Origin of the sequence: Desulfuromonas acetoxidans DSM 684, from assembly GCF_000167355.1 — a bacterium.
In the GTDB taxonomy this organism is placed as follows: Bacteria; Desulfobacterota; Desulfuromonadia; order Desulfuromonadales; family Desulfuromonadaceae; genus Desulfuromonas; species Desulfuromonas acetoxidans.
On record NZ_AAEW02000006.1, the window covers coordinates 52635 to 79086 of the forward strand.

Here is a 26452-nt window from a genome sequence, read left to right on the forward strand (position 1 = left end):
GCTCAAATTTCGCTTAAGTTTGTTAATATTTTCTTTTGAGAGGCCCTAGATACATTATCTTCATTGATACAATCTTGAATGCCAATATCAGTAGAAATATTTTTATAGACAACATCTAAAAGAACTTCTTCATCCATCAAAGGAATAGCAACATTTTTATCAATTAATTCTTCGAAATACTCTTTGCCACACCTGGATATAATCACCGAGCGAACAGACTCAAAATAAGCATCATATACAGATGCTGACCAACCTGTAATATGCAAATCCATATGTTTCATCAATATTGAAACGGGAACCATTGATGCACTGATAAAGATAACGTTATCCATAGTCAAAACATCACTATAGTCAGCTATTACTTTATTAAAATCACTATCTGGATGCGTCCTAATAATAATACAATACCGATCACTGATATTACGAGCAAGTTCAACAATATTGCTATCAATAAAGCCACTCTGAAGCGTTACAACAATTTTTAAATCATATATCGATATTCTATCAAAGAAGCTACTCCACTCATTCTTAACACTATCAACTGGCCATCGATCGGCCAAATAATCTCTCCAAAGATTTCCAACCAGATAGGCACGATGACACCCTCCAGACAAATTTGACCAACTCTCAATAGCATTCTGATCAAACGATGTCCACGTCAAGAAAACCCTTGGAAGAGTATTATAACCGTCATATGGGCAAGATTTCCAATTTGCATAGGCTCGCATATTCATACCGGATATGCCATGCTGGACATCAGCAACAATTATGCCTAGATCATTACAAGCCGCACAAAAAGCCATCCCAAAAACTGAGTAGTAACAATGCAAATACGCGACAGAAGGTCTGACCTTCTTAAGAAGTTTCTTCAATAAAAAAAGCGCGGAGAAACACATGAGAACATTTTTCACTAACTGCTTTCGATAGTCAGATTCTTCAAATTTCAATTTATACTTATGCCTAACCTGATCAACACAAGAAAAGAAATCGTCGATACATTTTTCAATCTCTGGAAAAAATTTGGTTAGATAAGGTATTCTTGAAACAAAAGAAGAGATGTAAACAATGGAACTCAACAAATAACATCGATCTTTGTCCACCAACATATCTTCTAATCTACACCCCGTCAAACCGATAGCGACTCGCTTGCCCTCCTCTCGAGAAATTTCTGCCAATACATGCGCATCCTTAAGATAAACGCTTCCTGAAATTTTCTCTGAATATTTAACATCAGTAAGAAAGAAAATATCAGTACGGCGTATAGATGCTAATGATTTCAAAGACCTGAAGAAGCACGCCAAGCTAAACATACGCGGTTTTGATGATGCGCATCGATGCTTTCCTTGATCAATAATCAAAGAGAGGAAAGTATTTCGAATCACCGGCCAAAGGTCTAGCCCATAGATTCGATACTTGTCGCCAATTAAATTTTCGACTTCATTAATAAAGCGTAGCGCATCCTTAGGCCCCATATGAATTCACCAATTTAGAATATATAACATTCGAAGAAGTCTCTAGATGATTTTCTACACAACTAGCTACTGAAGAAGAACAAATATTATCAATACTAACCGTGTCAATTATTTCTTCAACTTCAGCTACGGTATCAACTATTATCCCGCCATGAGAAACAATCCAATCCAATTTTCCCGGCGGCAAGACAGATTCTGCTCCCAGAAAAATGACCATCCTATTTTTCAACAAACCCAAATCGCATAAATTTGAATAGAAACCAATTACAATATGCGATATTGACATTAATTCAATTATATCATCTGTTTTATTATTAAAAACCAAAGGAGCCCCACGAAATGCAGAACCTCTCGGGTGCTTCTTTACCAAGATATTGAGCTGAGTGTTATTTAACAATCTAAAAAGGACACCATGCACTTCTTCGAGATATGAACTAGAATATTCAGACCTCTGAAATACTGGCTGATCGATAAATAAAACATTTATTCTATTTTGCTGCTGCAACTGATTATCATCAATAGCATTTAAATAAAATTCAAATTCCGGAGATCCACAAACTACAACAGAAGAAACATCAACACCTAATTTATTATAAACTCCTGCCGACACTTCGTCATATACAAATAACGTATCAACATGATAGTCCTCAAAATGAAATTGATCCATTGATGCTTGACCAAACTGAACTGCTGAAATCCGCGTTTTTTTACCTACAATTTCATTTCGCAACTTAAATGCAAGCAACTCAGCATTTCCAGTTAATCCAAGCCAATTATCACATGGCAGCAAATCAAAAATTGCATAAAAGTTTAAAACTTTGAAAAAATTAAGAGCAGACAAACATGCGAGGTTAACCCGAGTAAGAAAGGTCCCTTGAGAAAAAATAAAAAACCAACAGATAAATAATAAAGAATATAATTTTGCCAAACGCAATGACTGCTTTTCAACAAAAACCACATTAAACAGATCACTTGATAGATATTTATCAAAACTAGCCAAATAAAAATCATTCACATCACTATGATTATTTGGTACTAGTGGAACTATAATATTTACAAGCTTTTCTTCCTTGATACATTTTTCAACAATCGTATAAAAACTTTTTGATTTTTGTAATACCCCTTCCTCTCGCAAATCGGTAATTACAATATTTAAAAAATTCCCGGTTGATAACGGCCTAAAAGAATGAACATTGAACTTAAGCATTTTTACAAGAAAGTTTATAAACATACACAAAAAGCCTTTATTATTATCTAAAGTTTACCATCCCGGAAACCTTAGATAAAAAACGCCTCAAAAATTTTCTTTTGCGAGAAAATGGAAAAATAACCTTGAATCGACCATTGAAAGTATGGATACAGATGATTTTACGAGAATGAACATTTGAAAGATCAGACTCAACAAGATAATTTGTATAAACAATTACCTCCCCCCCATCAACTCCGGTTTCCCGTTCAACTTCCTTCAATGACTCTAAACAATTCAAATAAGTTCGAACCTCCGCTTTAACCTCGGACAAAACAAGCGATCGGCTTAATATATTCCAAACCCCTCCACCTTTAGAGCGCTTCTTTCCATACATACGAGAAACAACTCTCTTTAAAGTTTCATGCTCATTACGATAATCAACTGACACATTGTCTACAACTTTGGCCCGCTTCCACATATAAACGCTAGAATGTCGAGTAAACACAAGCTGACAATCGAGTTGACGTATACGGTTTATGATTTCTGAGTTTAAGGGGCACAAAACAAAGACGGCACTCATCCTGACATTTCCCGATCTACATCCTCAAACAAAACTGAAGTAACAGCAACAAGGCTTTTATTGTAAGCTCCTGCCCTCAAAACAATACCAACAAAAGATCGTGACTGAAGAAATGCAACACCTGTTACCAACATTAATTTTGCGGGCAATGAACTATGATTCTCCAAATATATTTTTGCAGAGATAATGCTAAAAACAAGAGCTAAAGACACAACTGTCGTAGATGCAATCGATATATATTGAGGAAGAATAAGGATTTTATAAAATCTAACATGCCTTTCACTGCCATAGTAAGATTCTATACCAGAACTAGATTTTACTTCTCGGTATCTACCCGCTGAAAAGGAAACCCCTTTTCTCATCAACCAGATAAAAAATACTACAATTAATAAAACAATAACAACAGTAAAAGGTTCAATATACCCCCATGCTACAGATACGCAAAAAATAAGAGCAATTGGAACAATACTATCAAGCAATGACAGCATTAGCTTTACAATATTATTTAGATCTCCTGGAGTTAGGCATGTTTTTTTACCTGGTATATAATGACTTAAAATCAATTTTTCCAAAGACATAGTTGCACTCAATGCAACTTTTTTAGAAATAAGCAAGAATATAGAGGAAGCCACAAAACAACATGCAGCAAGACAAGGATAAATAACTGAGTCTGGAGGATAACCAGTTAAGCCAACTAGAGCAGGTCTAACATGCCCCATAGACCATGAAAAAATAGTAGTAATTGATAAAATCTGTGCAAGCAGAAACAATCCTTTAAAAAACAAACTAGCTGCAACAGAAATAGGAGAAATTTTCATCAAAAGGAAAAAAAGCCTAACAAGTCTCCCTTTGAATAACTTAATCACTATCTTAATACCCAGCGATATTACAAAAAAACGCGAAATCATCACGTAATTGTGCAATATTTTTTAAATCTGAATCGCCAGCCTTCAAAAACGCTTGCAACTGAAGGTATAAACCGGGCTTAAACTCTCGGTCTAAATCATCTTCAATAGACACTTCTGATTCGACAACTGTTCCCTTGCGGGTTTCTAAAAGCTTTTCCATAGGGCACAATCGGAGCTTTCTTTTAGCCGTAAACAACTCAAGCCACCAGCGTCCCGCCGACCCCCAATCCGAACCATAGGAGAACAAGACTCCATTCTCGCTCTTACCTGCACCAGTAAAAACCTTACCTGCTGGATGCCAGTCCAAACTACCTGCCACATAAGCTGACAGTTCTTCTGGCTTGCCTGCAAAATATAGTGCTAAATCTATTACATGTGTTGAATTCGATAACAGCCATCGCTCTTTTTCTAAAGGGTCTTTTTCTAACCCCTCAATGACATGCGCCCACTCAGTAAAATCGAATTTCACCATCTCCAAGCCACCATCCTCTTCAACAATCTCTTTAGCTTTCAATACTGAAGAGAAGAACCTTCTGTTATACGCTATATATACGTTGGCTTTTCGCTCCGATGTGAGTTGAAACAAAGTATCCAACTGCCCCTCATTCAACACACAAGGTTTTTCAACTAGGATTTTTTCAGCTCCACATTTCAATAAATTAGAAACATTGTGATACAAGCTGACAACATTCGTAGCAACAACAAAATGAGTATATTCCTTTATGGTCTTCTTCTGTATAAAGGATTCAAGCCCCCCAGAAAAAGCTGTATATCCAGTGGTGTCAACAAAAGACTTTACCCCCATTTCACTGCGTCCAACGACATCAAATTCTACATTCAACGCCTCTAAGATCTTGGCATATTCTTTGGCCATTGAACCAGCACCAACTAACAGAACTTTTTCCATCATGTGATTGGGATCCTTTTTTCTTTGTTTTCACCAAAATTGGCTACATACAGTTGATAAGAAGCTTCGATAAATGGCCGATGAAGGGCCATAGATTCTTCTAAAGGCGTTAATTTACATTCTCCTTGATCAACAATCGCATCAACAAGCGGACCGGTAAGTTCACTCTGAAAAGGTTGTCTGAAGCGGAGTTTCTCAATTTCACCATTTTTCAGACTAGTAATTTCGACCTCTCCGTTGACTTCATCTACCTTATACGAATAATTATCCGATTCTATTTGCACCCGGAATTCAACCGCAGCTTCAGGCTGATGGCAAGACAGTCTGAATTGGGCACCTCCGGCAAACTGGCCAATAATCTCACCAAAGAACTCGACATACCCGGGTCGCTTACTTTGTAAGACATCTTCCACTCCTTCAACAGATAGCTTGTAATCAGTTTTCCCCTCTAAGAAGGAAAATAGATCAATAAAATGAATCGAGTTACAGGCCATTCCAAAATTTTTACCAACAACCTCAAACTTATGTATTTTTTCTTTCAAAAGGCACTGTTTAAGATCTTGGTAAAAAGAATTAAGCCTTCTTGGACAATTTACCCAAGCGCCTCTAATCCGACCTCTCAGCAAATCAATTACAGCATCAATATCTCCTACTGAGTTAAATGCAATCTTTTCAAGAATGAAATAATCAACGTCTAAATCCAATAAAGATTTTATGAGTTGAAATCGACCCGTTGCTGGCGTTGCGAGAATCGCCACATTGATCTTTTTTTCTACTTTGTCCAAGGATTCAAAATAGGCAATTTTCTTAAGCCCTCCAACTTCCTCTACCTCAGCGTAAGCTACCCGAGCCGCTTCCAGAGATGAAAGACAAGAATCAACAACATATATATTCAAGTTGTTTCTGCACGCCTTCAAGCTTTGCAAGTGCCTTCGGCCAAGATTTCCAGAACCAACAAGCAAAACATTAATGCGACTATCTAATTCCATTTTCAATTACCTCATCCCAAAATCTAGCCAACAAGAAATCTTCGTACGTATCTATATCGATAGATTCTTTAGCATTCATCTCGTAAGCGAAAGTCTTCTTATTGTAAAAAAAGCCACCGACCTCAATCAATTTTGACAGATCATAAATATAGATAGCTCCATTCAGCCTGTATGTAACTGCTGTATCTTGTGATCGGTTCAAGGCACCACACGTCTTGCCAAACTCCTCCATGTTCCCGTCAATGCCAAGCTCCGCACACCACTCCATCGGGTGTTCAAGACGACAGACAGACACAACAGCTTGCGCGTCCTTTTGTTCAAACAGTTGAATCGCTTTAAGGATATTCTCTTGAGAACGTAATGGTGATGTCGGCTGTAGAACAACAACTGCATCAAAATCTTTACCTTGGTTACTAAACCACTGAACAGCATGTAGGACAACATCGATGGTTCTCGCTTCGTCAGAAGCAAGAAAATCCGGACGCATAAAATGAACATAGGGCCCATATTTTAGAGCCTCATTCGCTATATCCTGGTCATCTGTCGTGACACATATTTCTGTAATATGTTCAGCTGATTTAGCGCATTCTATGGCACAACCTATCAACGAATGTCCGCCGATACTCATCAGGTTTTTACCAGGTAAACGTTTACTCCCCCCTCTAGCAGGTATTACTGCTAAATATTTCTTAACCATTTCACGCTTCCTCAAAGACTATCACCCGCTGAATAACTCTTAATTGCTTTATGCCCCAACACATTCCAATACTGAGACGGAGACATACCGAAGGCAGAGCGTTTAATTTCAACGTTCTCAACACTGAATACTTCACCTTGTTCAATGTCTTGTTTCGCCACCAAATATTTTCGTGCAACTTCAAGATTAGCTAACTCTCTTTTTGTTGGTGATTTTATACGTGGCTGTAATGCTAACTCTAAATTTCGTATTGCGTTGACTAACAGCCTGAACTCCTCAGGAGAAGCAGAGGCGGCATGATCTGGGCCAGATAAGCCTTTATCAAGCGTCAGATGTTTTTCTATACAAACAGCCCCCAATGCAACCGCCGCACAGCACGCTTCAATACCGAGAGAATGATCAGAATAACCAACATTCAACTTGTAAGCTTGTCTAAGTTGTCCGATTGCATCTAAATTCAAATCTCGATATTGTGCCGGATAATCAGTCACACAATGGAGCAACGTAACTCTATCAGATAACTGTTCTATTTTTTCTGAAGAAAAATAGTGACGTTTAAGCCATTGATAACTTTCGGGCATTTCTTTTTCTTCCTCAAGGTAGCCAAACGCCAATGCTGCCATTGCGTCCTCAACTTCCGACAGCGTTGCCATCCCTGTCGACACAACTAACTTTGCCCCTGTTTTTGCATGCTCAATCAAAAACGGCAGATTTGTAAGATCACCTGAACCAATTTTCAAAACAGACAAGTGTAACTCATCCATGATCGTCAAAAGCGATTCAGAGTCAAAACATGTAGTCAAGAAATCAACCCCAGCAGCACGGCACTCTCGATCGAGTTCAACAAAGTCATCAATCGTCAACTCCAACCGACCTAGCATTTCAGCCTGTGTTGTAGTCGAATTGTCATTTTCGTCCTGATAAACAGCTTTCTTTGCCGATGACGTCACAAGCCTTTCAGTTTTAAACGTCTGGAACTTTACAGCATCAGCGCCACAGTCTTTAGCGACGTGGATTAATTTTTTAGCCAATTCCACCGAACCGTTATGATTCACTCCTACTTCTGCAATAATATATGTGTGCATCTTTAAATATCCAAATCGTGAAATTTTTTTTGCGACAACAGATTTCCATCTAAGCTTGAGAGAGAGTCAATAATAATCTGTGATGAAAAACCACCGCCGTAAGGATTTTCAACCTCATCTAATCTTGACAAGTAATCCTGAGACAGAGCTGTTTCTAGGGCTGACAATAACTGGACACAGTCCATTTCAACGTCCAGCGTAGCTTCCGAACGAATGCGCCCATACTGCCTTTTCCCAACATTAATTATAGGCCTTCTAAATGTCGGAGCTTCAATAATACCAGAAGAGGAGTTTCCTATATACAAACAACAATGCTTAAGCAAAGATAGGTAACCTTCGCGCTTAAGAGATTTCACCAATGTAACTTGCCTAGGATACTCACTCTTAAAGGCTTGAATAGCATCAATAACAGTGCGGCTCATACTATCCGAATTGGGATAGATGATTATTTTTTGATATTGGTCACAGCTAGAAAGCGCCTCAAATAAGGGTGCGACATCTTCAGTTTTTTTACAGGTCTCCGGATGATAAACCACAAGAATATAGTCCTTACCCAAGTCAACGCCAAGCACCTCTGAAGTCTCCTCCAACGACCAGATAGCCCCTCTTCTTATTGACTCCAACCCTAATGCACCACTCTTTATTACCTTGGCCGGGTCTTCACCCATCTGGATAATCCGTTGGCAATATTCCTCAGTAGAAGCAAAATGTATATCGGCGAGCTTTGTTACAGCATGGCGAACCCTTTCATCTACCGCGCCTTCTGTAATTTCCCCACCATGAATATGGACAATCGGCACTTGACAGATCAATGCAGCTTCACAAGCGGCTAAAAGTTCGAACCTGTCACCTAAGACCACAAAGAAGTCTGGTTTTTCACGATAAAAATAATCCGTCAAGGCCATCGCCAGCAGGGCAGACGAACGAGCTAGTGAGGGTGGGGAGTCATCCGATATTAACGTGGGTATCCTAATTGAAGGAATAAACCCATCACTTTCAATATCAGATACTGTGTAACCAAACTCATGCGAGAGATGAGTGCCAGAAACAATCAGTTGCATATCAAAGAAAGGGTGTTTATCCAATTCTTTGATCAGCCAATACAGCAAACCATATTCGGCACGCGTACTTGTAAATACTGCAATCTTTGTCATTTTGGGAGTTACCGTCAGTTTAAAAACTAATTTCTAAGAGATTCAAACACTTTAGGATTTAGACAATATTCTTTCGACAATTTTCGTTGTTGAGCGGCCTTGAATGAATTCAATCAGCTCAACACTCCCCCCCCAACTTTCCACTTCAACCCGGCCGACAACTGTCTCCGGAGTATAATCCGCCCCTTTGACCAAAACGTCAGGGCGTAGCAATTTAATCAATTCTAAAGGTGTATCTTCTTCAAACAAAACGACATAACTGACACAAGCCAGTGCCGCCATCACAAAAGCGCGATCTTCTTCATGAACCAGAGGCCGAGACGGTCCCTTGAGTCGTTGAACAGACTGATCCGTGTTCAACCCGACGACCAACACGTCACCCAGGTCGCGGGCTCGCTGCAGATAACTGACGTGCCCGGCATGAAGCAGGTCAAAACAACCATTGGTAAAAACGACTTTTTTGCCGTGATTTCGTGCGTGATTGAGGATATCAGAGAGATCTTGTGCCGCTTGAATCTTGTTTTCTTCAGGAAGACCATTTTGAGAAACTGCCTGCATAATCTCCCGACAGCTGACCGTTGATGTCCCAACTTTGCCAACAACAATCCCTGCAGCGATATTGGCGATGGTTGCGGCCTGTTTCAATGAGAGTTTGGCGGCAAGTCCAATCCCGACTAGGGCCAGAACCGTGTCGCCGGCACCGGACACATCAAACACTTCCTGGGCACGGGTCGGCAGGTCGATTTGATCTCCCTGGCGCAGGAACAACGACATCCCCTCTTCACTCCGTGTCAAAACAAGGGCATCGAGGTCTGCCAGTTCAAGAAGCGTCTTCCCTGCAGCGGCAAGGCTGGCAGAATCCTCAATTTTAACCCCGGAAGCTTCGGAAGCTTCCGAGCGATTTGGCGTTAAGAGGGTGGCGCCCCGATAGCGACGATAATCGACCCCTTTCGGATCGACAACGACGGGAACACCGCGTTTTCTCCCCGCCTGGAGAACACAACTCAAAACATGATCGGTAAGAACACCTTTGCCGTAATCGGATAGAAAGACAACATCGGCAGAGTCCAACCGTGCAACAATTTCTGCAACAAGCTGCTTTTCCATCTCTTGACCAAGTGGCTGGCGACTCTCCCGGTCAATACGCAGCATCTGTTGATTACTGGCGAGAATACGTGTTTTGCGACTGGTCTTGCGGTCAACATCAAACAATGCGCCGTCAACATTAACACCGGCCTGTTCCAATTGTTGCAACAGATGACGCCCGTCCGCATCATCACCCAGAACCGAACAAACCTGCACCTGACAGCCCAAAGCACGCAGATTATTCACCACATTACCAGCACCACCCAGGCGCAGGTCATCCTGAGAAATATCAACGACCGGCACCGGAGCTTCTGGAGAAATTCGTCCAGTCTTCCCCCATAAGTATTCATCTAGCATCAAGTCGCCAACCACCAAGGTTCGCAATTGAGGCAACATTTCCATAAAATCCTGAATCTGATCTTCAGTCATCACAATCCTGTTTCATACCTTTAACTTAAAATATTTCAACAAAGGTCACAAAATATAACCCGTTTCCTACACCAACATCAAGCGGGAAAACGATCTTTCCCAATAATCGGTCAACAAAATTTACACACTAAAAAAACTTATCTAATCAACTAGATAGACATCCATAAGAAGACAATCAGACCGACAAAGTTTATTAAAGAACGTCATGCCACATTCATTCAAAACAACTAAGAGAGCGATATGATTTAAAATTTCAAATACAGCTCAATTCGTGTATCCTTTGTTACTCTTTCCCCACTATGTAATACCAACGGAGGACACATCGTATGCACATTATCATTACCGGAGGTGCAGGCTTTATCGGGTCACATCTGACTGAAATGCTTCTTGATCAGGGGCACAGTGTTACCGTCATTGATAATTTCTCCACAGGAAAACGATCCAACCTCCCGGGAAGCTCGAACCATTTAACAGTACACGAGTTGGATATTTGCAATTTTGAGGGCGTTCTGAACCACACGAAAGGTGCAGATGCCATCGTCCACCTTGCCGCCATTGCTTCAGTTCAAGCCTCGGTTGAAGCGCCACGCGAAACACACGCCATCAACCTGGATGGAACAATCAATATGCTCGAAGTCGCAAGGATACACGACATTTCGACATTTGTCTTTGCCTCTTCCGCCGCTATTTACGGCAACAACCAACAGCTCCCCCTCAAAGAAGACACACCGCCGGCACCATTAACGCCTTACGCCGTCGACAAACTTGGTTCGGAATATTACATTGATTTTTACTGTCGCCAATTCAAACTGAAAACAACCACCTTCCGTTTTTTCAATGTGTACGGCCCCCGTCAGGACCCCAGCTCACCCTATTCAGGCGTCATCAGCATTCTCATGGACCGTGCACAAAACAAACGCCCCTTTACCGTCTTTGGTGATGGCTTGCAGAGCCGGGATTTTATCTTTGTTAAAGACTTGGTTGAAATTCTCTGCAAAGCCGCCACCCAACAAGCACCATCCGGTAACACCATCAACCTGGGCAATGGAATACAAACAACACTTCTGGAATTACTGAGCACGGTGGAATCCCTATCAAACCACAAGCTTGACACCTCTTTTGAGGAGCCACGACCTGGCGATATCAAACATTCCTGCGCGGACAATACTCGCCTCAGACAATTATTTTCCTATACACCAAAAACCAACATTGCCGAAGGCCTTAAACAGATTTGGGACTATGAGGAGCTAACTCCGTGAGTCTTTTGACCACAGATATACACAGACCACTTCAGACAAAACCACAAACAGCCCAAAGCAATTTCACCACTGAGATGATTATATACCTCCCAATAATTTTGATTTCACCTTGCGACCTCTGTAACTCCAGGGCTCACAGATTTACGGATTTCATTCTGCCTATTCTGAACATCCCTGTTCATTCAGCCTTTGACGTTAAAACTCGTCCGCTCTTGTCCGTGGCTATAAAGAAAAACTTCAGTGGCTTGAAGAATTAACTCTGTGCTAACATAACTGACCGATTGATCGACACTTATCCAGTAAGGCTATTTTGCTCACAGGAGAACTATGTCAATAATTCCCCACGCAAATAACATGCTTTCCCTCCAACGCCAGCCCAATAGTGATAAATCATGAATGAGACTTTGATTTATCTCAATCCGGACTGGAAAAACATCCTTGAAGACAGCAACTTGGGGACGTTTGAACAACTCTGGAAACTGAAGCTTACCGCGGTAGACGAAGGCAATGTCGGACGAGGCAAAAACGGCTGGAGTAAAGTCTGTATTTTTTCCTTTAAAGACGACAAACAACAGCAACACACCGTAGTCATCAAACGTCAAAGCAACTATCGCAGCCATACTTTGCGCCACCCACTTATTGGCGTTCCGACCTTTCTCAAGGAAATGGAGAGTATCCGCCGCTATGAACAGGCAGGCATCCCTGCCCTGAAGGCTGTTTACTGCGCAACCAGAAAAATCAACGGTGAACTTCAAGCGATTTTGATTACAGAATTTCTCAGCGGCTATCAGCCCCTTGAGCTCATCCTTGAAAACTGGCATGAGCAGGGTCGACCAAAGCGTCAGAATTGTATGGCCATCGCAAAAGCCTGCGGCTCACTGGTTGGGACACTGCACGAACAAGGGCTGGAACATCGATGTTTGTTCCCCAAACACATCTTTATGCGAATTGATAAAGACTGTGTCGATGCTCGTTTAATTGATCTGGAAAAAACACGCTGGCGCCCCTGGTTTGAAGCCCGTCGGGTGCGCGACCTCACCGCACTCGCCCGGCGCAGTAAGCATGTTGCCAACCGCGAGCGGATGTTTTTTTTACACGCCTATTTCGGGATAACTAAACTCGATGCTCGTGCCAAGCAGTTGTGGCGTGAGGTCGCGAAGCGTATCGACAAAAAACGGCGCGGATGAGTTTTTTTAAAAACCGTCTCTGGCATTTTGCAAACAACCCGAATAACGGGTTGAATACAGAGGTAGATTCACTGTTTAAGCTGTGTTAAAGTCGCGCCTCACTTTCGCCCCGACACAACCAGTGACTGCATAAATAAACCAGACGGAAAGAGATGACAGCCCTGCCCTACACCTGCCCGTTCTCCATCACCCTTGACCACGCCGATCACACTGAGATCGTTTGCCGGGAGGTCTTACGAGATTTACCGCAAAAACGTTGTGTGCTGCGCGGTGAATGGAATCAACGCCAAGTTCTGGTCAAACTGTTCCTTCATCCCGTGTCAGCCCATCGGCACTGGCTACGGGAAAAACAGGGCGTAGAACGACTCATCGATGCAGACCTGACAACACCGCCCCTTCTGTTTAGCGGCAAACTGACAGATCAAACCCCAGTACTGGTTTTTGAATTCATACCCCAGGCCTTTTCTGCTTTGCATCTATGGCCACACTGCAGCAACGATACGGAGCGCCTGACACTACTCAATAACTTGACGATGGAAATCGCTCATCAGCATGCTCACGGCATCTGGCAGAAAGATCTCCACTTGGGCAACTTTCTCATCGCCGAAAAAACAATTTACACCATTGATGGCGACGCCATTGACGGGAAGAGTGACAAAACGGCATTAGGCCCTGAACGGAGTGCAGACAACCTGGCTTTGTTCCAGGCTCAAATCGCGCCCCACTTTGACCATCTTTTTTCATCCGTTGTACAACATTACATGGGGCAGCGTCAGTTCCCCGCACAATGGCAACACCAGTTTAACCAGCAAGTAGTTCGTCAGCGGCAAAAAAGGCGCCTTAAATACGTGGCCAAATCATTCCGCAGCTGCAGCGAATTTTTCCGCAGTCGGCACAATAACCTCGAAATGATTCAACGCCGTGATGCTTCTGCCGCTTTTATCGATCAATTCAAGGCCCATCCTGACCAGATCGTTGCATCCGGCACACTATTGAAAGACGGCAACAGCGCCACCGTGGTTCGACTGACAACACCCGACGGTGATTGGGTGATCAAGCGCTACAATATCAAAAATCTCTGGCATGGCCTCAAACGCTGCCTGCGGCGTACCCGCGCCTCTGTCTCATGGGGAAACGCCCACCGCTTGAAGATCAGCGGAATATCAACTCCTTCAGCCATTGCCATGGCCGAAAAACGGTTTGGCCCTTTGCGCCTAACAGGGTATTATGTGTGCGACTTTGTTGAGGGCGAGGATGTTGCCGCTTATTTTGCCGACGGAAACGAACCAAGCGAATCGCAACTCGACACGGCAAACCGGCTGGTCGAGTTATTCCGCATCTTTCTCCAGCTCGGCATTGTTCACGGAGACTGTAAAGCCACCAATTTTCTGGTGACGGATCAGGGTATTGCCGTTATTGATCTTGATGCCATGTGGGAACCCAAATCCCACAACCGTTTTAACAAGCTATACCGGCGTGATCGCAACCGTTTTCTGCGCAACTGGAAAACAGACTCTGCATTGTATCGCTGGTTTGACCGTCATCTACCACAGCCGGATGACATCTGAGTTTTTTGCAAAAGCCTCAGAAGATATAAAATTAACACGGCACCGCTTACGCTGTCGTGACGATGGAGATAATACTCATGCCCAAAGTAATTCTTGGACTCTCTGGAGCACTGACCCACGATCCCTCTGCAGCACTGTACATTGACGACAAATTGGTCGCAGCAGCGGAAGAGGAACGCTTTCTTCGCGATAAACACGCCAAAAACCGCATGCCCCTCGAAGCGACAAAATTCTGCCTCGACTTTGCCGGCATCAAACCTGAGGACGTTGACATTGTCGCATTTCCGTTCAGTGAAATCGGTCTGGATCGCCCGGACCGCTGGCACTATGCCAAACGCTACTGGTATGCGCCCGATCGCGCCCTGACGGCCCTGGTCAACGGTAACCGTCGTTACCATCGCAACATTGCCAATGTTAAAAACATGCTGCAACAGATCGGCATCCGCTGGGACGACATTGAATTTGTTCCGGTTGAGCACCATCTGGCGCACGCCAGCAGTGCCTACCACTTGAGTGGCTTCAAAGGCAAAACCGCGATTCTCGGGATCGACGGCAAAGGGGAATACGCCACCACCTTTTTCGGTTATGGTGAAAACGGCAAGATTCACAAGATCAAGGAATTTTACGACCCCGACTCTCTCGGTGGTCTGTACGGTGCCATGACTGAATATCTTGGGTTTGAAATGCTCGACGGCGAGTTTAAAGTGATGGGCATGGCCCCTTACGGTGACCCAAAGAAATATGACTTCTCGCGGCTGGCCAAATTTGAAAACGGCGAATTAACTGTCAACACCGAACTGGTCAACACGGTGGGTTGGCGCCGCTACAAGGAAGACGGCAAAGGCTACTACTTCAGCCCCAAGCTGATCGACTGGCTCGGTCCCAAACGTCAAGGCGACAACGCCGATGAGCCTTACATCGACTATGCTGCCTGTATTCAGGGGCTGTTCGAGAAACTGTCTCTGGAGATGATCGACTACTATTTGAAGGACATCCTTCAGGAGACCGGCCAGCTGTGTTTTGCCGGTGGCAGCGCACTCAATGTCAAGCTCAACCAGTACATCATGGATCTGCCTTATGTGAAGGAGCTGTTCGTCCAGCCTGCAGCCTCCGATGCCGGCACCGCTATCGGTGCGGCCTCTTATGCGGCACATCTGCATGGTATTCAGGTGGAGAAGCTCAAGCACGTTTATCTCGGCCCCCAGTACACCAACGAGGAATGTATTGCCGCCTGTGAAGCCCATCCCGAAAAGCCCCAATGGGAAAAAATCGACAACATTCCCGAAACCGTGGCCGAGATTCTGACACAGGGCCAACCCGTCGCCTGGTTCCAGGGCCGCATGGAATTTGGCCCGCGTGCACTGGGTTGCCGCAGCATTCTCGGCTGCCCGAGCGTACCCGGCGTGGCAGACCGCATCAACGAACAGATAAAGTACCGCGAGCGCTGGCGGCCCTTCTGCCCCAGTGTCCTCGACACTGTTGCCGAAGACCTGCTGCAAACCGACCATCCCGCGCCCTATATGACCTTTACCTTCAAGGTCAACCCGGCCTGGAATGAGCGCATTCCCGAGGTTATTCACGAAGACGGGACATCACGTGCCCAGGTTGTGACGGAAGATACCAATCCCCGCTACTACGCCCTTCTCAAGGAGCTGGAAAAACGTACCGGAAATGGTGTTGCCCTCAATACCTCCCTCAACCGCCGTGGTGAGCCGATGGTATGTGCGCCAGAAGATGCGCTGAATATGTTTTACGGTTCAGATTTACCTTATCTTGTCATGGAAGACATTCTGGTGCGCAAATAACAGCCTTACAAATAGGCATGTTTTTCGGAAGAAAAGAACGCATGAAGCTACTCATTACAGGCGGTGCCGGTTTTATCGGCTCCGCCGTTATTCGTCATATTATTCATTCAACTCACGACCACATTGTCAATGTTGACAAATTAACCTATGCGGGCAACCTTGAATCGTTACGTGAAGTTGACGGCAACGAACGTTACCAGTTTGAACAGGTTGACATCTGTGACAGGAAAGAGCTCGACCGTGTCTTTCATCAGCACCAACCGGATGCAGTAATGCATCTGGCAGCAGAAAGCCATGTCGATCGCTCAATTGATGGCCCGGCAGCTTTTATTGAAACCAATATTGTCGGTACCTACACCCTGCTGGAAGCCTCACGCGCCTACTGGAATAAACTTGATCCAGAGCACAAAAAGAATTTTCGTTTTCACCATATTTCAACGGATGAGGTCTATGGCGATCTGCCCCACCCAAGCCAGGACCCGGAAGCCGAAAAGCATTTATTTACCGAGAAAGCCTCCTACGCTCCGAGTTCACCGTACAGTGCCAGCAAAGCCAGTTCGGATCATCTGGTTCGCGCCTGGCTGCGCACATATGGTTTACCCACTCTGGTCACCAACTGTTCCAACAATTACGGACCGTACCATTTCCCGGAGAAACTGATTCCACTGATGATCCTGAATGCCCTGGAAGGAAAATCTCTTCCCGTGTATGGCCAAGGAGATCAGATCCGTGACTGGTTGTATGTCGAAGATCATGCCCGCGCTCTTTACAAAATCATTACTCAAGGCAAGATCGGCGAAACTTACAATATTGGTGGCCACAATGAACAACAAAATATTGAAGTGGTCACCTTGATCTGCGACCTTCTCGACGAACTGGCACCTTCAAAGCACAGCCCATATCGGTCACTCATCACCCATGTGCAGGATCGTCCGGGGCATGACAAACGATACGCTATCGACGCTGGCAAAATCGAACGGGAACTTGGCTGGAAACCTCAGGAAACATTTGCCTCGGGCATCCGCAAGACCATCCAGTGGTATCTCGATAATCAGGCCTGGTGCCAGCACGTCCAGGACGGCAGCTATCAGCGGAAACGCTTGGGAACAGACCTCTAGCAGGCTGTTGAAAAACAGCTTGTGGAGCCCATGGACGGGCGACAAAAATCAAGAACAGGTCTTCATGCTTGATTTTGTAAGCAAGACGGAAATCGCATTTTCGGCTTACGCCGTTGAAAAGTCCCCGGATGGGACTTTTCAACATCCTTCTAGAATAAAGGTTGAACCATGAAAGGCATCATACTGGCCGGTGGCAGCGGCACGCGACTTTACCCCATCACCAAAGGGGTTTCCAAACAGCTCCTGCCGATCTATGACAAACCGATGATCTACTACCCGCTTTCCGTGTTAATGCTGGCAGGGATTCGCGACATACTCATCATCACAACGCCGGAGGATCAGGACAGTTTCAAACGGTTACTGAACGACGGCAGCGAGTTCGGTATTCATCTTGAGTATGCCGTTCAACCTAATCCCGATGGACTGGCCCAGGCATTTCTGATTGGAGAAGAGTTTATCGGAACAGACAATGTCTGTCTGGTGCTCGGCGATAACATCTTTTACGGTCAGGGCTTTACCCCGAAACTGCGCAATGCGGTGACCTGCGCAACGGGAGCCACGGTTTTCGGCTATCAGGTTCACAATCCGCAGAGCTTCGGTGTTGTTGAGTTTGACGAGCACATGAAAGCGATTTCAATCGAGGAAAAACCGGCCAAACCAAAATCCCACTTTGCGGTGACAGGCCTTTATTTCTACGATAACGACGTCATCGACATCGCCAAAAACGTCAAGCCTTCCTCTCGGGGCGAACTGGAAATTACCAGTGTCAACCAGGCCTATCTTCAACGCGGAGATCTCAATGTTGAAATCCTCGGTCGTGGTTTCGCCTGGCTGGACACCGGAACCCATGACAGCATGCTGGATGCCGCCCGTTTTGTTGAAACCATTGAAACACGACAGGGATATAAAATCGCCTGCCTTGAGGAAATTGCCTTTAATCAGGGCTGGCTGACTGCCGAACAATTGAAATCAATCGGTCAGAGCCTCAGCAAAAATGACTACGGTCAATACCTCATTCAACTGGCGGACGAATAGCATGTCCTTGACACAGATCATCAAATTCCCCACTCACAGTGATGAGCGCGGTTCGTTAATTGCCCTGGAGGGCAACGACATGATTCCGTTCGACATCAAGAGAGTTTATTATATCTTTGGAACTCAGAGTGGCGTCAGCCGAGGCTTTCATGCCCACGTCCATTTAAAACAGGTTGCCGTGTGTGTTGCAGGAAAATGCAAAATGCGCCTGGACAATGGTCGGGAGCAAGAAGAGATCTGGTTGGACTCTCCAGACAAAGGTCTGTTGATTGAAGGCTTAATCTGGCGGGAGATGCACGAATTCAGCCCGGATTGCGTGTTGATGGTTTTCGCCAGTGAGTCCTATGATGAGAGTGACTATATTCGCAACTACACTGAATTTCTACGTCAGGCAGGACTATGAGCTTTATTCACAACACCGCTGACATCGCCCCCTGCTCAATCGGAGAAGGAACACGGGTCTGGCAGTTTGTCGTGATCCTCGAAGGAGCAACGATTGGCAAAAACTGCAACATCTGTGCGCAAACTCTGATTGAAGGTGATGTCGTGATCGGCGACAATGTTACGATCAAATCAGGCGTTCAACTCTGGGACGGCACCCGCGTTGAAGACCATGCCTTTATCGGCCCAAACGCGACATTGACCAACGACCCATTCCCGCGCTCCAAAGAATATCCCGAAGTTTTTTCAGGGATCGTGATCAAGCATCACGCCAGTATTGGCGCGAATGCAACCCTGTTACCGGGAATCACCATTGGTGAATATGCCATGGTCGGGGCCGGAGCTGTCGTCACCAAAGATGTTCCAGCGCGCGCTGTTGTTGCGGGCAATCCAGCTCAAGTCATCAGGACGATTCCAGCATGATTCCATTTCTCGACCTCAAGTCCATCAATGCCCGTTACCGTGAAGAATTGATTGCAGCCGCATCACGCGTCATCGATTCGGGATGGTATATTCAGGGAGCGGAAGTTGACGCCTTTGAACAGGAATTTGCCGACTATTGCGGAACTCAATTCTGCATTGGCGTTGCCAGCGGTCTTGATGCTCTAATCCTGACTCTGCGCGCATGGAAAGAACTGGGGAGACTCCAGCAGGGAGACGAGATCATTGTCCCGGCCAACACCTATATCGCCAGCATTCTGGCGATCACGGAAAACGGCCTGAAACCGGTTCTGGTTGACCCGGATGAAACCACCTGCAACTTGAGTGTCGACAAAACCGCGGCAGCCATTACCCAAAACACCAAAGCCATTTTAGCGGTACATCTGTATGGTCAGTTGGCGCCTATGCCTCAGCTTATGGCATTAGCAAAGCAGCACAACCTGCTGGTTCTGGAAGATGCCGCTCAGGCTCATGGCGCCAGTCTTAACGGGAAAAAATCCGGTAACTGGGGCCATGCCGCGGGATTCAGCTTTTATCCGGGGAAAAATCTCGGCGCACTGGGAGATGGCGGTGCCGTAACAACCAACGACGAAGTGCTGGCCCAAACGATCCGGGCCTTGGGTAATTACGGCAGTCACAAAAAATACGAGAATGACTATCAGGGGGTCAACAGCCGCCTTGATGAAATGCAGGCCGCGCTGCTGCGGGTGAAACTTCATTTTCTGGATCGGGATACGCGTCATCGGCAAAAAATCGCTCTGGCTTATGCAGCAGGCATTGACAATAACCGGATCGTGCAGCCAATAGCCGGTTCTGCCACCATTGAGGGAATGGCCAACCACGTTTTCCACCTCTACGTCGTCAGAACCAGCGATCGGCAGGCGCTGCAACAGCATCTTCTGGATGCCGGCATTCAGACGCTGATCCATTACCCGATTCCACCGCATCAGCAGAAAGCTTATTGTTCGTGGAACCAGCAGAAGTATCCGATCAGTGAACGTATTCATCAGCAGGTCTTGAGCTTGCCGATCAGCCCAGTTCAGAGCGATACGCAGACACAAGAAATCATAAATTCATGTAACCAGTATGGTATACGTGAGAAGATTGATTCCTGACAGCTTACACAAAAATATCCCCCAGGAAAAACGATGGAATCCAAAAACGGCGAAAACCCACGACCCTTAGTGTCATTCATCCTGATGGCGTATAACCAGCAAGACTATATTGCCGAAGCCGTCAACGCAGCCCTTGCGCAAGATTATGACAATCTGGAACTTATCATCTCTGATGATTGTTCACCGGACTCAACATTTGACATTATTTCAGCCATCACATCCGAGTATGAGGGCAAACATCGAATCGTGGTTAATCGAAACGATCACAACCTCGGCCTGGCTCGGCATTTCAACACTCTGATGGCCATGGCTCAAGGCGAGATTATTGTTCTTGCCGCGGGAGACGATCTCTCCTTACCCGATCGTGTTTCCAACACAGTTAACGAACTGTCCAATGAGCCTGGTGCGATTTTTGTGTCCTTTGCAGACACAATCATTGATGCTCAGGGCCAGGTCATCAAATCGAAAACCGCTCAAACCGCAAAGACGAGACAAGTGATCACCCTTGACGATTACCTGGAAGGTAACTACAGCGGCTTGAGCGGCGCGTCCAGAGGGTTCTACAAAAGCCTGTTTAGTCAGTTCGGTCCACTTGACGCGGCCTGTCCGACAGAGGACACCCCCTGTCTGTTGCGGGGATTATTACTCGGGTCAGGCATTGTTTCTCCACAACCGGCCATCAAGTATCGCAAACACGGCAATAACTTATCGAGTTTCAACTCAATTAACCGCATGGACTTTAAGGTCATCACAGAGCAATACAGAAAAGATGTTGAGCGCGCTGAAAAAGAGGGAACTATCTCGGCTGCGACAGCGCAACGCACCAGACAATGGATAGACCTCAATTATCAGCGAAAATTTTTACGCCAAAAAGTATTCAGCGAGCCATTTAACCTTGGCTTATTTCTGAAGTTTCTCTGGTCGGACAAAAATTTCACCCTGAAAGAAAAATTGGGGATTCTGAGAAGAAAAATCCGTTCCTGACCGAGACGGCCACGGTTTAACCATTCTGCCAGCAGCAGGAATAAAAAGCGCTACAATTCCCCCCAGACCAATGTTAGACTGCCTCACATTTTCCACGTTATTTTCAAGAGGCTTCTGTTATGCAACCATTGAAACTCTATTGGTCCTCCGGCCTGAAAAACGGCAAAAAGAACTTTGGTGATTGGCTGTCTCCAGCCTTGTGTGAAGCAATCTCGGGACGCCCCATTGTTTATGCAAAACCAAAGGAATGTGATCTTGTAGCCGTTGGCAGCATCCTCCATCGACTGAAAAACCATTTCTGGACACATCGTGTTCACGTATGGGGCAGTGGTCTGATTCAGGAACAGAGACCATTCAGCAGCCCGCATACATTTGATGCGGTACGGGGAAAATACACAGCAGCCCTGATTAAGAACAAAAGCCCAAAGGCTCTTGGCGACCCCGGCCTGCTCAGCGGCATTCTGTTACCTGAGAAACCGCGACAAAAACGCTACCGCGTCGGCATTGTTCCTCATTATGTCGACCAAAAGCACCCTGCCGTTGTTGAATTCTGCAAACAACCCGGGGTTGCCTTCATCGACATTTTCTCCGAGACACTGGATTTTCTGGATCAGGTGTCCCGCTGCGAGATTATTCTTTCATCAAGTCTGCACGGATTGATTATTGCCGATGCCCTGAACATCCCCAATGCCTGGCTGAAGCTCTCTGAACGGGTCCGTGGCAAAGATTTCAAGTTTGCCGATTATTACTCGGTATTTGGTCTTGATGAGATGGAACCCCATCCATTCAATGAACAGACTAGGGTTAACCAGCTGGATGAGATATACGACAACTATCAGCGCCCTGGGATTGACGAAGTAAAAAAACAGCTTTACGAGGCATTTCCTTTTCGCACGTAATTAATTATCAGAGGAGCCTTTACGTTGTAAAAGAAGGACCGTCTTCTTATGTCCAGCAAAGGTCTTCAGAGGCTCAAATCCGTCGATGGCAGTATCTTCATTCTTTTTATTAGACACATAGAGAGCAACGAGAGTAACGTCTTTTTTCTTTCTGGCATGGCGTTTCAACCATGCTAAATTTCTTATTCTGCGAACATCTTCAGCTCGGTTGGCATACAAAGGAAGGCGACGGTCATTGTACATGACGACCATCATTTCATTGCTATCATAATTCCTTAACCATTGGCCAGCCTCAACAACGGAATGATCCTGCTTTTCAGCGACAACACTGAGTGTTTTAGCCAAAGGCGCGCCAATGAACAATAGAAATAGCAGTAACAAAACTATCCGCTTTGCTTGATAACGGTGCCAACACACCACAATTCCACAACCTACCCAGGGGAGCAGACTCGTTCCCGCCAGCCACAGGTAGCGTTCCGTCGTAAAGTTACGTTTCACACTGAAAACCAGGTTGAGCATGATCGTCGCCACGCACAGGGCAACAAGAATCCAACGCTCCTTGGCTTTTGATCCTATCTTCTCCCAACGCTTCGCCCACAATGCCAGCAAAGATGTTGGAAAAATAATTTTCCCCAACATCTCCATCAGACCCAGCAGATAGATCAACGGAGCATAATGACGCACGGTTTCTATAAGATTATTATGGAGATCAGCGTGGGGCAGCGTCTCTTGAAAAACCTTCAGTTTTTCCATCAGCGCCTGATACCCCAAGAAAAATTTCTGCAAAGCAAGTTGTCGCCCCCAAACAACAACTTCATTTAATCGGGAAAGAGAATCAATGCCTGCCAATTTCAACCCGGCAATGACGGCCACTAGAAAAAGCGGCACCAGCCCGACCATAATCAGAAAACGCCATAAAGACGTTTTTTTCGTACCGGATACAGATGGACGGAAGATAGGGATAAAAAGTACGGCTATCGCCGGGATCATCACCCCTTCAACGCGATTCAGAATCGCCAGAACGGAAAATAGAGCAAAAAACAACCACCAGCGCAAACGGCCATCCTGATAAGCGATAACAATAAACAGAACAGCAACAAGACTGAACAGGAGAAAAAGAGGATCTCGCTTAACGGAAGTTGCCGACGTATTAAATGCAGGCAAAACGGCAAACAACAATGAGGTCACGAAAGCAACCTGCTGATCAAAAAGACGCCGCGTCAGCTCATAAAGTGGCCACAAACAAAGCACCAACGGTACAATAGTCAACACCTGTCCGGCATAGATCCAGTTGGGAATCACAGCATGGACACCGGCCAACACCAGAGGATAAAACGGCATCCGATAATAGCGCAGCCCTTCGGTATAGAGACCTTGAGCATGTTTCTGGGCCGCTGCAATATAGGTGGCTGAATCCGGGTTAACCACTTCGCCCTGCCAGACAAATAACAGTTTCAGACCAAGAGACAGCGCCATAATAAGCAGCAGGGCACGATGTCGTGAAAGGAAATCAATCATTGGGACGATACTTTCGGTTATAGCGTTCCATCAACTGAGCGCTGCGCCGTTCGATCTGTTGCCATAAAGCAGCATGCTCTTGCAAGGCATGCCGGAGAGGCTTCCCTGTATAGATGGCAATAAAACGATAGAGATCGCGTCGGGTCAGACCAATTTCCATACTGGAAAAATACAGTGCCGCCAAGTCTTTCAGCCGCCAGCGTTGCGGTAAGCGGCGGCGGAACTGAACACGGTGCAGGTCAATCAGATAAAGAGTCAGGTTGTCAGAGCACAGATTCTCCCTGCCTACGGTAAGGTCGAGCAGAAAGTGACACAAATAGTAATCGCGGTGGTTGACTCCATGATCGTGGAGCTGCTTTGATATTTGGGCCAGTTTATCAATCAGGGCGCGCTTTAGAGTCACGGGAGGCGGATCACTCCCCCAGTTGCGGCAGAAATATTCCAGACTTTCCGTCGGTGTCAGCTCTTCGGTGATAATGAAAGATTGGCGGTGGGCCGGATCACTGCCTTGCTCACCATAACCGACCAGAGTCATGGTATCGACATTCAGCTCTTCCAAACGGCGGATCGCGCGCCATTCATTGGCTGCCGTCAAAACGGGAGGACGTTTGAACGCCAACAGACTTTTGAAGATGCGCTTCCAGCCCAGTCCGGTATACACCTTGGCAAAATAGCCGCGCCCATCTTTTTCAAAGCGAAAAGTGCGGCGCCCATCCATATTGCGGTACTCTTCACCTTCCAGACCCAGCACCACCTCAAAATAATCACGACCATGCCACTGTTGCTGCCAGGAACGCGGTAGCACAATCATGCAACAACCTCCTCAATCACATTCGCGGCCGTTTCCGCCAAGCCAAAGATATCGGTCTGCGCAACATACTCAACAGCCGCTCGCTGCCATGAACCTGTCTCTTCGCTCAGCATCTGTACCAATTCAGCCGCAAAACGATCACTGTCAAAAGGAGATTGGTGAACAATTCCCGCCTTGGAACGTTCAATATGAAAGCTGTAACCGCAGGTATCGGTCACCAGTACCGGCAAGCGAGCGGCCACGGCTTCGAGCAAAACCATACCGGCCGATTCACGATAGGCAGGATGAATAAGCAGATCAGCAGCAAACATAAAACTGGGAGCATCATCGCGCCCCCCCATAAAATGCACACGATCCTCGAGGCCAAGTTGACGAGCCATCCGTTCAAACGGCGCTTGATTATCCCGTCCCAGAATCATCAGCTGTGTTTTACTTCGCAACGTCTCTGGCAATTGTTTCATAGCATTAAGAGCACGATCTACCCCTTTGATCCGAAAACCGGAACCCACCATCAGCAGAAGTTTTTCATCGTCCTTCACCCCCAACTGCTGACGAAAGGCCTGTCGCCGTTGTTGATAATCGGCCCCGGCCAGACGATCCCGTGCAACGCCCGGTGGTAACAAATGAAAACGCGTATCGGAAGTGTCATAAATGTGTTTAATCTCGTTGATCTCAAGATCTGACAGCAACAGGATGTGCGTTTTAGAGCCTCTTCCGTACACCGCCTGTTCCGCTCTGAGAAAACTTCTTGAACGGGGCAACCAGCGATACCAGTTGGAGCGATGTTGACATTTGACGGCAAAACAGGGATCAGCACCAAAATAAACATCCAGCCCCGGCATACGGTTAAACCCGACAACACCATCGTAACCCTGCCGTTCAATTTCCTGATGAACCTTTTCGACAAACTGATCATAGCGATGATAATTACGCCAGGAATGCACAGATAGAACATGGACGTCCATCCCCTCAGGTTTCGGGCCACTCCATTCAAGACAATAAAGAGAGACCGCATGACCACGTTTCCGGCATTCCACGGCAATCTTCATGCAATCACGCTGCAAGCCGCCGTAAGGAAAATATTTAAACAAAACAAATGCCAGATTCATCAGGGGCGTCCTTTATCCTGACCGGACTCTGTCGCGGCCACAAGCCATTGACGACAGGTTTCATCAGCAAAGCCGCTGCGCTCGGCATAGCCTTGGCAGAACAGATCAATCAGTTCGAAAAACTGGCTGCGATCTTCTTTATAGCGCAAAAGATGGTGAAAGTTTCTCTGACGCTGCTTGACACTCAACGCCCGTCGACCACAACGCAAATCGGCAATATCGATCAACCCGAATGCTCCATCCGGTTGAACAATGATATTCCCCCAGTGTAAAGAGCGGAACAGCACGCCATTGTCATGGAGTGTCGCCACAAATGCCCCCAATTGTTCCATCAACGGCTCAAGGGATTGCTCACGTGCATAATCACGCAAGGTCTGCCCTTCAACCGGCTGATACCACACCAGGTCGCGAGCTGGATTTGGACAGTGGCCGCATTTCACCACGCGGATGGTCGGAATATCAAAAGCCCAGAGTTTGAGGGCATTGCGTGAAAAACGTTGTGCGTAAGGAAACAGGAGAGCACTGGAGAGAAAGCGCTTTCGCCGAAAAATTTTGATGATAATCCCGTCATGGCGACGCAGAACTTTTTCGCCATGGCCATCCTTTTCCAGAACCTGACAGGACCGGATGAGACGTTGAAACTCCTGAGGAGTGATTTTTTCCATG

The 26452-nt window shown here is 45.9% G+C and carries 25 protein-coding genes; 11 read left to right on the plus strand and 14 right to left on the minus strand.

From position 1 onward, the window contains the following. Window positions 1-2 precede the first annotated feature (2 nt). From DACE_RS05915 to hldE, 10 genes are read right to left on the minus strand one after another with little or no spacing between them, the layout of a single operon-like run. Window positions 3-1472 carry a hypothetical protein gene (locus DACE_RS05915; protein ID WP_005999268.1) on the minus strand — a complete coding sequence of 490 codons (1470 nt, stop codon included), beginning with the start codon at window positions 1470-1472 and terminating at the stop codon, window positions 3-5. Further along, entirely contained in the window at window positions 1462-2703 is a 1242-nt protein-coding gene (locus DACE_RS05920; protein ID WP_040366380.1) for a hypothetical protein, read from the minus strand. Before DACE_RS05920 ends, DACE_RS05915 begins: the two co-directional genes overlap by 11 nt. A gap of 19 nt (window positions 2704-2722) precedes the next feature. Next, window positions 2723-3241, minus strand: a complete 519-nt coding sequence (locus tag DACE_RS18070) for a hypothetical protein (protein WP_005999272.1) — start codon at window positions 3239-3241, stop codon at window positions 2723-2725. Further along, complete coding sequence (locus tag DACE_RS18075) at window positions 3238-4107, minus strand: hypothetical protein (RefSeq protein ID WP_155809007.1); 870 nt, start codon at window positions 4105-4107, stop codon at window positions 3238-3240. The genes DACE_RS18070 and DACE_RS18075 overlap by 4 nt, the downstream gene beginning before the upstream one ends. Window positions 4108-4111: 4 nt before the next feature. Further along, window positions 4112-5059 (minus strand): Gfo/Idh/MocA family oxidoreductase, encoded by a 948-nt coding sequence (locus DACE_RS05925; RefSeq protein WP_005999276.1) that lies wholly within the window; start codon window positions 5057-5059, stop codon window positions 4112-4114. Then, the gene (locus DACE_RS05930; RefSeq protein WP_005999278.1) at window positions 5056-6045 is read right to left on the minus strand and encodes a Gfo/Idh/MocA family oxidoreductase; all 990 of its coding nucleotides are present in this window, start codon (window positions 6043-6045) and stop codon (window positions 5056-5058) included. Before DACE_RS05930 ends, DACE_RS05925 begins: the two co-directional genes overlap by 4 nt. Then, window positions 6032-6742: an acylneuraminate cytidylyltransferase family protein gene (locus DACE_RS05935; protein ID WP_005999280.1), complete on the minus strand. Its 711-nt coding sequence runs from the start codon at window positions 6740-6742 to the stop codon at window positions 6032-6034. The genes DACE_RS05930 and DACE_RS05935 overlap by 14 nt, the downstream gene beginning before the upstream one ends. Window positions 6743-6753: 11 nt before the next feature. Then, window positions 6754-7827, minus strand: coding sequence for an N-acetylneuraminate synthase (gene neuB / locus DACE_RS05940; protein WP_005999282.1), 1074 nt, complete (start codon window positions 7825-7827; stop codon window positions 6754-6756). Between the two features lie 2 nt (window positions 7828-7829). Further along, entirely contained in the window at window positions 7830-8981 is a 1152-nt protein-coding gene (gene neuC, locus DACE_RS05945; protein ID WP_005999284.1) for a UDP-N-acetylglucosamine 2-epimerase, read from the minus strand. A gap of 51 nt (window positions 8982-9032) precedes the next feature. Beyond that, a complete protein-coding gene (gene hldE / locus DACE_RS05950; protein WP_005999286.1) occupies window positions 9033-10496 on the minus strand; it encodes a bifunctional D-glycero-beta-D-manno-heptose-7-phosphate kinase/D-glycero-beta-D-manno-heptose 1-phosphate adenylyltransferase HldE in 1464 nt (487 codons plus the stop codon). 326 nt (window positions 10497-10822) lie between these two features. On the opposite strand from hldE, the gene DACE_RS05955 reads away from it, so the two are divergent. The 11 genes from DACE_RS05955 (at window position 10823) to DACE_RS06010 (ending at window position 22348) form a co-directional block, all read left to right on the plus strand. Continuing rightward, window positions 10823-11755 (plus strand): NAD-dependent epimerase/dehydratase family protein, encoded by a 933-nt coding sequence (locus DACE_RS05955; RefSeq protein ID WP_005999288.1) that lies wholly within the window; start codon window positions 10823-10825, stop codon window positions 11753-11755. Between the two features lie 392 nt (window positions 11756-12147). Beyond that, window positions 12148-12942, plus strand: a complete 795-nt coding sequence (locus DACE_RS05965) for a lipopolysaccharide kinase InaA family protein (RefSeq protein ID WP_005999290.1) — start codon at window positions 12148-12150, stop codon at window positions 12940-12942. A gap of 152 nt (window positions 12943-13094) precedes the next feature. Continuing rightward, entirely contained in the window at window positions 13095-14510 is a 1416-nt protein-coding gene (locus DACE_RS05970) for a lipopolysaccharide kinase InaA family protein (RefSeq protein ID WP_005999292.1), read from the plus strand. Between the two features lie 77 nt (window positions 14511-14587). Beyond that, a complete protein-coding gene (locus tag DACE_RS05975) occupies window positions 14588-16315 on the plus strand; it encodes a carbamoyltransferase family protein (RefSeq protein WP_005999294.1) in 1728 nt (575 codons plus the stop codon). Window positions 16316-16356: 41 nt separating this feature from the next. Beyond that, on the plus strand, window positions 16357-17433 hold the full coding sequence (gene rfbB, locus DACE_RS05980) for a dTDP-glucose 4,6-dehydratase (RefSeq protein WP_005999296.1): 1077 nt from the start codon (window positions 16357-16359) through the stop codon (window positions 17431-17433). 168 nt (window positions 17434-17601) lie between these two features. Further along, entirely contained in the window at window positions 17602-18468 is an 867-nt protein-coding gene (rfbA, locus tag DACE_RS05985; protein WP_005999299.1) for a glucose-1-phosphate thymidylyltransferase RfbA, read from the plus strand. 1 nt (window position 18469) lies between these two features. Further along, window positions 18470-18871: a sugar 3,4-ketoisomerase gene (locus DACE_RS05990; protein ID WP_005999301.1), complete on the plus strand. Its 402-nt coding sequence runs from the start codon at window positions 18470-18472 to the stop codon at window positions 18869-18871. Continuing rightward, a complete protein-coding gene (locus DACE_RS18820) occupies window positions 18868-19332 on the plus strand; it encodes an acyltransferase (protein WP_005999303.1) in 465 nt (154 codons plus the stop codon). The genes DACE_RS05990 and DACE_RS18820 overlap by 4 nt, the downstream gene beginning before the upstream one ends. Then, window positions 19329-20465, plus strand: coding sequence for a DegT/DnrJ/EryC1/StrS family aminotransferase (locus DACE_RS06000; RefSeq protein ID WP_005999305.1), 1137 nt, complete (start codon window positions 19329-19331; stop codon window positions 20463-20465). The genes DACE_RS18820 and DACE_RS06000 overlap by 4 nt, the downstream gene beginning before the upstream one ends. Before the next feature lie 33 nt (window positions 20466-20498). Continuing rightward, entirely contained in the window at window positions 20499-21449 is a 951-nt protein-coding gene (locus DACE_RS17130) for a glycosyltransferase (protein ID WP_005999307.1), read from the plus strand. Between the two features lie 119 nt (window positions 21450-21568). Beyond that, complete coding sequence (locus DACE_RS06010) at window positions 21569-22348, plus strand: polysaccharide pyruvyl transferase family protein (protein ID WP_005999310.1); 780 nt, start codon at window positions 21569-21571, stop codon at window positions 22346-22348. Here DACE_RS06010 and DACE_RS06015 read toward each other — a convergent pair whose 3' ends face one another. From DACE_RS06015 to DACE_RS06030, 4 genes are read right to left on the minus strand one after another with little or no spacing between them, the layout of a single operon-like run. Further along, a complete protein-coding gene (locus DACE_RS06015; RefSeq protein ID WP_005999312.1) occupies window positions 22349-23866 on the minus strand; it encodes an ArnT family glycosyltransferase in 1518 nt (505 codons plus the stop codon). It lies immediately after the preceding gene. Further along, complete coding sequence (rfaP, locus tag DACE_RS06020) at window positions 23859-24677, minus strand: lipopolysaccharide core heptose(I) kinase RfaP (protein ID WP_005999314.1); 819 nt, start codon at window positions 24675-24677, stop codon at window positions 23859-23861. The genes DACE_RS06015 and rfaP overlap by 8 nt, the downstream gene beginning before the upstream one ends. Next, window positions 24674-25786 (minus strand): glycosyltransferase family 4 protein, encoded by a 1113-nt coding sequence (locus DACE_RS06025; RefSeq protein ID WP_005999316.1) that lies wholly within the window; start codon window positions 25784-25786, stop codon window positions 24674-24676. Before DACE_RS06025 ends, rfaP begins: the two co-directional genes overlap by 4 nt. After that, on the minus strand, window positions 25786-26451 hold the full coding sequence (locus DACE_RS06030) for a lipopolysaccharide kinase InaA family protein (protein WP_005999318.1): 666 nt from the start codon (window positions 26449-26451) through the stop codon (window positions 25786-25788). The genes DACE_RS06025 and DACE_RS06030 overlap by 1 nt, the downstream gene beginning before the upstream one ends. Window position 26452 lies beyond the last annotated feature (1 nt).